We start from the raw sequence: 9,527 nt of genomic DNA on the forward strand, positions 1-9,527 counted from the left end.
GTTTGATTTTTTCATCTCACCAAACAAATAGACAATCGTCAAGTCGAAAATAGCTGGAAAAAAAAATTTCGGTAATTAAGTTATCCCGCTTGAATGTTTAGGTGTTTTTTTACGAGCTGAATTGCTGTATTTTTTCATACAAACAGCATAAATGGGGAGAAAAACGCAAAGCAGGGCGACCCAAGGATCGCCCCTGCACAACTTAGCCTAAGCACCACAGCAGAACACGCTCAGGAAGACGATCCCGAATCACTGCGGAAACAAGTATATTAGTGTCAATGACGACTTTCACGGGCACTCCGAACCTTATCAACTTCCGCTTCTATATCTTCATCAGAAAGCGTTGAGGACTGCGGCAGGCCCTGAACATGTTGCATAAGATTCTGCCACGAGCTGACTCGTTCTTCCGGCTGCCGACTCTGCTCTATTATCACTATCTCCAATAAAGCACCTTTCTGAAACGGCAGGCGGTCAAGCACCAGTCGTCCTGATGAATCAACTTCCGCGTATATTTTATATGCATTCATGACAGGGCATTGGTTTAATTTTAACTTCTTTTGTTGTGTTCGAGCAAGACCGATCATAGAAATAAAGGGCGTTCAAAAGGATCGCCCCTGCGCACCTTAGATCAAACCAACCGCCTTCATCGCTGTGATTAACTTATCCAGCGATCCCTCATCCATACCTGTCATGGGCAAGCGAACATCTGGGCTGGCGATCTTACCCAGAAAATGCAGGCCCAGCCGGATACTTACTCGCTTTTGATTCCAGTAAGGGCGATAATCCGATTCTTGAAGTCTTCATATTCTTCCCCCTCACCGGACTTCAGAGCAGATATCCGATAGAATCTGTTGGTTGAAGGAGACTCTTTGGCCGCCATATTCATATCAATCCTATCTACGTTCACAACAGTCCAGCATTCAACATATCCATCTGATTTTGCTTTTTGATGGCTTTTTTCTGCTTCGCCAACGCGATTGTGAATATTGGAAAAATCTGTTCCGCCTTTAACCTCAATGGCAATAAGTTTACGGATACTGGTTGTATTCATTTCCTCACAGATTACAATATCCGGGTCAGGAGCAAATTCTATTGATACCTTTCTTCCTGCTGCGTTGACTATGTGCATTGTACTCTGTGTCGACCGTGTTGCAGCATGTTCAACAATATTATGAATTGCCTCAAACACGTCAATAATACCGGCAACACCTTTTTTCACATTGGCTCCGCCCCGGAGCTGTGGGCCAACGGTGAGCAACGTCAAATCATCAAGTAATTCTTTGCTTACTCTATCAACGCCTATCCCATCAAGTAGAGCACATGCGCTATCAATCATACCTCTACACAAGTCTGCCAGCTTGTCTTTGTTCCTGAAGGTTAACGTGCCTTTCACCTCCATTGACTTGAAGCCGGAGCTTCCAAATTTCTTCGTGTAAAATTCTTTCTGGCTGAACCCTAGCAACAGCCGATAATATCCCAACAAAAAAGGGTTTGCCTCTAACATACATGGAACTGGAAACACCAACTCCCCCCGAAGGCCACATTTTGCCAGTGCCTTCAAGTTGTCTTGCGGCACATATTGAGAAAGTTGTTTATCAAGAATTGCAATGTCTATATCATCAACTGTTTTACTCAGCGCATCCTGAAGGTAAATCGTTCTTATTTGTCCCAGAGCAAAAGAAAAGTCGATCTGTAATACTGGTTCAGGTATGTTTATCTCAGACATTACGCTGCAATCTTTATGATTCTATCTTCTGCGGCACTCAGTCTGTCTGCCGCCAATTCGACGTATTCAGGATTCAGCTCTATGCCTATATATTTTCTTTGCTGTTCCACGCATGAAACCCCTACAGTTCCAGAACCAAAGAAGGGGTCCAAAATATAATCATCCAGCTTAGTAGACGCCAAGATGCAGGGCAGAATTAATTGGCTCGGAAATGTGGCGAAATGGGCTCCGGGAAATCCCTTTGTATTGACGTTCCAAACGCTTCTACGGTTACGAAGTTTTCCATTTAATCCTTTTTCTTTTACATCTTCATAGTTGTAATAATATCGTTCAGACTTGGTCAGCATAAAGAGATATTCATGCGCCCGTGTTGGTCTGTCTTTGACGCTTTCAGGCATTGCGTTAGGTTTATGCCAGACAATATCACTCCTCAAGTACCATCCATCATCCTGAAGAGCAAACGCTAACCTCCAGGGAATCCCTTGAAGGTCTTTAGGTTTTAAGCCTTCCGGGGTATCAGGTCGTACCGACATTGCCCGTGCAGGATTTTTTTTATCGTTGGCACGATAACCACGATTACCGCTGGTGTACCCGTCACCAATGTTTAACCACAAGGTTCCGTCGTCACGAAGAACTCGTTTTACCTCATTAAAGATTGCAACGAGATGATTGAGAAACTGAGGCAATGTGTCTTCCAGCCCTATCTGTCCGTCAATCCCGTAATCACGAAGCCCCCAGTAGGGAGGAGAAGTAACAACGCATTGAATTGACTGCGCCGGAAGCATTCTAAGCGCGTGTAAAGCATCTCCTTCGATGATTAACGAATCATCAAGAGTGAGGATCTCAGGTGAATCAATTTTTTGATATTTCATTGCCCAGGCAATCCTCCTGTACATGCAGTGTTCTTGGAAAGGGAGCTTCAGAAGGGCGATCACAAGGATCGCCCCTGAACACCTTAGATCAAACCAACCGCCTTCATCGCTGTGATCAACTTATCCAGCGATCCCTCATCCATACCTGTCATGGGCAAGCGAACCTCTGGGCTGGCGATCTTACCCATCAGGTGCAATCCTTTCTTGGCCGGGGCCGGGCTGGGATAGCAAAACATGGTTCCCATCAGCGGAAAGAGCTTGTAATGGATCTCATTGGCCTTGGTCAGATTACCTGCCAAAGCCGCTTCCATCAGCTCAGACATCGCCTTGGGATAGACATTAGAGGTCACAGAGATAACCCCTTTTCCACCAATAAGGGTGGTCGGCATACTGGTGAAATCATCACCAGACAGGATAATAAAATCGTCCGGGCAAAGACGAATCACCTCAGAAATCTGGTTCAGGCAACCGCAGGCTTCCTTAATACCAATAACATTGGGCAGTTTGGCCAAGCGGGCAACCGTTGCCGGGGCCATATTGGTTACCGTGCGACCCGGCACATTATAAAGCACCATAGGAATATCCACGGTCTCAATAATGGCTTCAAAATGCCGGTACAGGCCTTCCTGGCTTGGCTTGTTATAATAAGGAACCACAGACAGCACAGCATCAGCACCGCTGGCCTTGGCAGATTCGGTCAGCTCAATGGCCTCTGCAGTATTGTTGGCCCCGGTTCCGGCAATGACCGGTACTCGTCCATCAACCACCTGAACAGTGAGTTCAATAACCCGCTTATGTTCGTCAAAGCCCAAGGTGGCTGATTCACCTGTGGTTCCACAGGGCACCAGGCCGTGGATGCCGTTATCAATCTGGAAATTAATCAGATCAATGAGACCTTGTTCATCAATCTTGCCGTCCTGCATCGGGGTGACAATGGCGGTAAAGGCACCCTGGATATTTTTTCCTGTTATCGTCATCACTCTTCTCCGTTATATGAAAGTATGGCTTTCATATTTTATTGTCCCTCCCCAGAAGGAGAGGAATGGAATTTATTAATATGAAACGACTCCGTGATTCTTCGAATAATCGCTTCATGTTCATGCGTTGTTGCCCACCCCAAAGGGGAGAGGGGGAGCTTAAAGCAACGCCTCAGCATTAAATGCTCCAGAATAAATGGTATGGGCTGGTCCTTTGAGGAAAACATTATTCACAAGATGATCCTGCCCGCCCTCCTGCTGTAGATCAAAGAGAATTGTTAATTGATCATTGCCTGAGGTAATGATATCCACAGGTGAGGCCGCCTGATCCAACAGGGCAGCAATAATGGCACAGGCCGCAGCCCCGGTACCGCAGGCCAGGGTCTCATCTTCCACACCCCGCTCATAGGTTCGAACCTTAATGCCCTCTCCTTGGTGCTGAGCAAAGTTCACATTGGTTCCGGCAGGCATAAAAGCCTGGTGATGGCGAACCAGACTTCCTAATGAACGAACATCTGTTCCATCAATATCATCAACAAAGATCACCGCATGCGGCACGCCAGTATCAATACTATGGACAATGTACTCCTGATTTTCCAGCATAATGCGTTGATCCAGCTTCAAACCAAAGGGGTCTGTCATCCTGACCGCAACATCCGTGTCCGCAACACTGGCCTCAATAATACCTGCCAAGGTGGCAAAACGCATTTCAGCTGGCGCAATACCCTGTAAAAAGGCAAAACGGGCTGCGCAGCGGGCTCCGTTTCCGCACATCTCAGCAACAGAACCATCGGCATTAAAGAATTGCCATTGGAAGTCTGCCTCTGAGGATTCCTCAATAAGGATCAAGCCATCAGCACCAGCAGAGAATTTTCTCCGACAGACCTTGGCAGCAAAATCAGCCATAGCCTCTGGGGCAAGCAAAGGTTTACGGTGGTCAATAAGAATAAAGTCATTGCCTGTACCACTCATCTTCACAAAGGGAACAGGGAAATCAGGTGTCTGCATGGTTATATTTTTATCTGTAAGGGAATCTATCTCTATGAAAAAGTGTTTTTTAAAAGCCACTATATAGCCTTTGCCTGCTTTCCTCAATAAAAAATGCCGCTGCCCTGATAAGGCTCTGACAGGCTGAAAACCAGGGGATATCTCTTATATCCTCTCTGCTCTCTCATAAGAACCGGGTGAGATCACCCCATTGAGCGTATTTTCTTGGTAACGGAAGATATAAGAGAATGAATTTGCTCTGCTCTGTTATTTGCAGAGGTAATATCAAAGCAGTACATTGAGCGTATTTGCTGAGGCACCTGGTTTTCCTTTATATTATACAAAACAGGAAGGAGAACAAAGCGGTTGCCCTCTTGTTTTTTCCGATTAAATGCCTGAATGATTTCCTGCTTCATATACGCAGATTGGAGTGAATCACGGGTGAGGAGCAAAATAAATATTTTGCAGGTATTGATTGCTTCCAGCAAAACAGTCTTCCAGAGAGGATCTTCGAGTAACTCAGCCTGTTCGCACCAGGAGCCAATATCATTTTTCATCAGCTCATCTCTAAAAAAACAGGCTATCTTTTCATGGCCTGCTAAAAAACTTATGAATACTTGCCGATCATCTACCTTGATCTTTGCCAGAGGCTGATTCTGATATTCTGGAGTATTTCGGGCAAGACGGACATGCCGTTGTACTGCGGTCATGAATTTGTCTTCAGCAAAAGGCTTGAGCAGATAATTTGCTGCACCGTGCGAATAAAATTCTCCAAATTCTTCAGCAGATAAACGGCCTGACATAACAATGACCTGGGTTCGCCGCCTTTCCCTGGTGAGAAATTTCAGCAGCTCCAGACTGGAATCTTTTGTCCCATCCTGTAAATAGATGTCCAGGAGCACAAGGTCAACCTCACGCCCCTGCAAGGGCAAAGCACCCATAGTTTTTTTTGCTTCTTCCGCAGAAACAAAAAAACGAACATCAAACAGCTTTGGGTCTACAAAATTCCCAATGATCTTGTGGATAAACTTACTGTCATCAACAACAACGACGAAATATTTCATTGATGCTCCGCAGCTGTGGTTTAGCATGAACCTACATTTCAACAATACTCAAAGACTAAAATGCCAGGCCTGAAAAGTAAACAGAAAATCGTGCTTGTTATGGAAAAAAGGTTATATTTCTTACCCCAGGTAAGCGGACAGTAAGGCAGAGCTTGACAGCAATAATGAATAAAGGATACTCTGCTAGAGTTGATAGGTTACTTCGTCAAATGAGACATTGGAACAATATATATGGTCGCCCAGTTGAGTTTAGGCTACTCACCATGCCCTAATGATACCTTTATCTTTTACGCCCTTACCCACGGTAAGACTCCTTGCCGGCATCTTCAATGGGGAGCACCATTCCTTGAAGATGTGGAAACCCTTAATAGCTGGGCTATCAATACCCGCCTTGATGTAACCAAGCTCTCCTTTCATGCCCTGGGCCATGTGCAGAACAACTATACCATGCTCAATGCAGGTGCGGCCCTTGGCCGGGGCTGTGGCCCTCTTCTTATAACACGACCAGAGCAGACAACAGTGCCCTCTTCCTGGCGAATTGCCATACCAGGAAAATACACCACCGCAGCTCTTCTTCTCAAACTCTTTCTTCCTGAGCATAGTAAACTGCTTGTTATGCCCTTTGAGACCATCATGGAGGCCATCAATACCGGCAAAGCCGATGCCGGGGTGATCATCCATGAAAGCCGGTTTACCTTTCAAGACCATGGCCTTGTCTGCGTGCAGGATCTGGGAGAATGGTGGGAAAAAGAAACCAACCTTCCTATCCCCCTGGGCTGTATTGCAGCCCGAAAAAACCTTGGTCAGCAAACCATCCGGGAAATAGAGGAAGCCATAGCAGCCAGTCTGCGCTGGGCCTTTGCCCATCCAGACGCCTGTACAGGATATATCAGAGAACATGCCCGGGAACTGGATGAGCGGGTCATCTCCGAACACATCAAACTCTATGTCAACGATTTTTCTCTTGATCTGGCTGAAACAGGACAAACTGCTGTTCAGGAACTCCTGCGTCGAGGAAAAGAAGCAGGCCTGTTTACCGATCCTGCTGTTCTTAACAAGGCATCCTGACTATGGAACAAGAAAAATTGATCAGCAAGCAACGAGAGCAACGAGAACCATGGAAGCAAGCACCGGTATGGGGCTGTATTCTGATTGGCGGGAAAAGCAGCCGAATGGGACGCCCCAAACATCTTATTCAGGAAGATGAAAAAACCTGGCTTGAGCATGCAGTGGAAACCCTGAACCCGTATGTAGAACAGGTGGTCCTTTCTGGTTCAGGAGAAATACCGGAAACTCTGACTGCCTTGCCCCGGATTCCCGATGCCCCTGGACTGGCAGGCCCTCTGGCTGGCATCCTTTCTGTTATGCGCTGGCAGCAAACCGTGTCCTGGCTCGTAATGGCCTGCGACCAACCAGACGTGCAGGCTGAAAGCCTGGAATGGCTCCTTGCCCAACGTAAACCCGGTATCAGGGCTGTGTTGCCCGACCTTCTTGGAGACGGTCATCTTGAACCACTCCTTGCCTGGTATGACTTCCGTTGCCGTCCCCAGTTGGAAACAATCGCAGCCTCTGGTTTCCTGCGGCTCAGTCGGCTGGCAAATCAGGCTGGTGTGTATCATTTTCAGCCTCCTCAACATCTGCACAGCTCCTGGCATAATATCAATACCCCGGATCAATTCGCCCAAACACAACAGGAAGCTTTCCGAAAACTGGAGAAGCCATGTTAATTATTCCTCTTTCCAATAATGGTCCTCAACGACGATTTCCCTGCGTAACCTTTTTTCTTATTCTGCTAAACCTTGGTATATTTCTCTATTTCCAGCATAACGAGCAGCAAAAATACATGCAGGCTGTCTCCTGGGCCCGCTCCTCTGGACTTTTACAAATAGAATTAGAGGTGTATCAGGAATATCTTCAACGCCGCCACCAGGCAATCCCTGATTTTCTCCGCAACACCAAGAAAACAGCTGCCGTTTTTCAGCACCTTATCCAGGATGACCGCTTTCAAGCCGCACTTCGTCAGCAAATCCTGATTCCACCTGGTGATCCCCGTTTTGCAGACTGGTCTCCCAAGCGAAAAAAATTCGAAGACAAACTCAACCAAAGCCTTGCCTATCGTTATGGTTATTCACCAGCCCGGAAGAACTATTTTAACATAACCACCTACATGTTCTTTCATGATAAGGTCATCCTGCTGATCGCAAATATACTCTTTCTTTGGTTTATTGGTTCCTGGATAGAAATAGGGGTCGGTCGCATCCTCTTTCTGGGGATCTATCTCACAACCGGTGTCTGCGCCGGTCTGGCCTTTGGCTTTATCCATCCGCTCAATCAAGGCCCGCTTCTTGGCGCATCTGGTGCCATTGCCGGACTCATGGGAACCTACCTGCTGGTTTATTGCAGCAAAAGGAGCACTGTCCTCTGCTCGCTCGGATTTTGCAGTCGGCACACAACGGTCTTTGGCTGGTTTCTCTTTCCTTTCTGGATCAGTAAAGAAGCCTATCACTTTGTGAATGCCTCAGAGCCACAGATCTTCTCATCGCATCTCGGTGGATTACTGGCTGGCATGATTATCGGCCTTATCTTGCGAACCCATGAGCAACAACAGCCCACTCAAGGAGAACAGCCAGAACCTGTTACAGATCCCTTTGCCTCTGATCCGGGCCAGGACCTTCAGCCCCCGGCTCATCTGACCAAAAAAGAGGTTGCCCTTCTCAGAAAAGAAATGCACAAGGCTGTGGAGGAGGATCCAGCCGATCTCACCGCACTTGCCCGGCTTTTTCATATTGATAAAGCTGATCCCCAAAGCGAGCAGTTCCATAGAACTGCTGGGCAGTTACTTCAAAGACTTGCAACCCTGAAGCGCTACCAGGAACTGTTGGCCTATTTTCAGGAATACAAGCAGGTGAGCACAGCACCCCGCTTACACCCCTCTGTCATGTTGGCCCTTGCAGAGTTCCATATTCGCTCTGGCGCAACAACACAGGCGGCCCGCTTTCTCCTTTTGCTCCTCAAACAGCGTCCACAGTATCCAGGCCTTCCTTCCTGTCTTTTTACCCTGGGTTGTGTTTATTGCGACCAAGGCAGGGAAGAACGGGGTGAAAAATGCTTTCAGCTGATCTGCAAAAAATATCCGCAGACCATTATCAGCCAACAGGCTGAGGAAATGCTGACAACGCCGTATCGTATTGCGATTCGTTAGCAGGAAAAGGGACGAATTCGATTCGTCCCCCCTTTTTTCTTCATACATGTCCGGCACCCCAGCTGATCGGGAAGTCTCCTTCTCCCTCAAGAAGGCCTCTGCCGTGTCTCTTGATTCGGTTGGCTGCTGCTGAACATCATTTCACCACTCCTGAACCGCCGGGGCAGGAACGGAAACAGGAAGTTATCAGTAACCTGCCGAACATGCCGGAGCATGCCCGTGAAAAGGCCTTGGTTTTCACCGGGCCAGTGCTCTACTATTTTATCAATGATCATCTCGGCACCCCGCAGATGGTGGTTGATGAAACCGGGAAGATCGCCTGGCAGGGGGATTACCTGCCCTTTGGTGAGGTTCTAATCCTGCTATTGGACGATATATTTCTGCTGATCCGACTGGGCTTGATGGAGGGATTAATCTTTATGGATACGCAAATTCGTCACCAATAAAATATATTGACCCAACAGGTGAAGCAGCATGTGGTGGAGTTTGTGTTGGCGCTGGTTTTCTGATTGGAGGAATTATCGCATCTAATTCAAGTCATACGGAAACAAAAACATTAACTACACAACCTACAATACCATCGCCATTAAAGCACCTCTTCTGGCGTATTAACTCGCCCAAGAACGGCTACTTGATTAGCGATGGATTGAATAGAAATACCTTCTGGAATTTGCGGAAGCAATTTTAATGTTTCACGGA

11 protein-coding genes are annotated in these 9,527 nt (G+C 47.1%); 5 read left to right on the forward strand and 6 right to left on the reverse strand.

The window, feature by feature from the left end:
- Positions 1-275: 275 nt before the first annotated feature.
- The 6 genes from L2082_RS16485 to L2082_RS16510 all read right to left on the reverse strand — a co-directional run bounded on the left by L2082_RS16485 (position 276) and on the right by L2082_RS16510 (position 5,626).
- A complete protein-coding gene (locus L2082_RS16485; RefSeq protein WP_446009790.1) occupies positions 276-527 on the reverse strand; it encodes a hypothetical protein in 252 nt (83 codons plus the stop codon).
- A 224-nt stretch (positions 528-751) separates the two neighbouring features.
- A complete protein-coding gene (locus L2082_RS16490) occupies positions 752-1,726 on the reverse strand; it encodes an XcyI family restriction endonuclease (RefSeq protein ID WP_446009789.1) in 975 nt (324 codons plus the stop codon).
- Positions 1,726-2,598, reverse strand: a complete 873-nt coding sequence (locus tag L2082_RS16495; protein ID WP_446009788.1) for a DNA-methyltransferase — start codon at positions 2,596-2,598, stop codon at positions 1,726-1,728. Before L2082_RS16495 ends, L2082_RS16490 begins: the two co-directional genes overlap by 1 nt.
- An 83-nt stretch (positions 2,599-2,681) precedes the next feature.
- On the reverse strand, positions 2,682-3,575 hold the full coding sequence (gene dapA / locus L2082_RS16500) for a 4-hydroxy-tetrahydrodipicolinate synthase (RefSeq protein ID WP_446009787.1): 894 nt from the start codon (positions 3,573-3,575) through the stop codon (positions 2,682-2,684).
- A gap of 159 nt (positions 3,576-3,734) precedes the next feature.
- The gene (dapF, locus tag L2082_RS16505) at positions 3,735-4,643 is read right to left on the reverse strand and encodes a diaminopimelate epimerase (RefSeq protein ID WP_446009786.1); all 909 of its coding nucleotides are present in this window, start codon (positions 4,641-4,643) and stop codon (positions 3,735-3,737) included.
- Between the two features lie 122 nt (positions 4,644-4,765).
- Positions 4,766-5,626, reverse strand: coding sequence for a response regulator (locus L2082_RS16510; RefSeq protein WP_446009785.1), 861 nt, complete (start codon positions 5,624-5,626; stop codon positions 4,766-4,768).
- Positions 5,627-5,857: 231 nt separating this feature from the next.
- Here L2082_RS16510 and L2082_RS16515 point away from each other — a divergent pair, with 231 nt between their 5' ends.
- From L2082_RS16515 to L2082_RS16535, 5 genes are all read left to right on the forward strand, one after another.
- On the forward strand, positions 5,858-6,694 hold the full coding sequence (locus L2082_RS16515; protein ID WP_446009784.1) for a 1,4-dihydroxy-6-naphthoate synthase: 837 nt from the start codon (positions 5,858-5,860) through the stop codon (positions 6,692-6,694).
- 2 nt (positions 6,695-6,696) lie between these two features.
- Complete coding sequence (mobA, locus tag L2082_RS16520; RefSeq protein ID WP_446009783.1) at positions 6,697-7,353, forward strand: molybdenum cofactor guanylyltransferase; 657 nt, start codon at positions 6,697-6,699, stop codon at positions 7,351-7,353.
- On the forward strand, positions 7,347-8,828 hold the full coding sequence (locus L2082_RS16525) for a rhomboid family intramembrane serine protease (protein WP_446009782.1): 1,482 nt from the start codon (positions 7,347-7,349) through the stop codon (positions 8,826-8,828). Before mobA ends, L2082_RS16525 begins: the two co-directional genes overlap by 7 nt.
- Positions 8,829-8,938: 110 nt before the next feature.
- Positions 8,939-9,274: an RHS domain-containing protein gene (locus tag L2082_RS16530; protein WP_446011988.1), complete on the forward strand. Its 336-nt coding sequence runs from the start codon at positions 8,939-8,941 to the stop codon at positions 9,272-9,274.
- Positions 9,205-9,516 (forward strand): RHS repeat-associated core domain-containing protein, encoded by a 312-nt coding sequence (locus L2082_RS16535; protein ID WP_446011989.1) that lies wholly within the window; start codon positions 9,205-9,207, stop codon positions 9,514-9,516. The genes L2082_RS16530 and L2082_RS16535 overlap by 70 nt, the downstream gene beginning before the upstream one ends.
- The last annotated feature ends 11 nt before the right edge of the window (positions 9,517-9,527 follow it).

This window comes from Candidatus Electrothrix sp. (genome assembly GCF_052785085.1).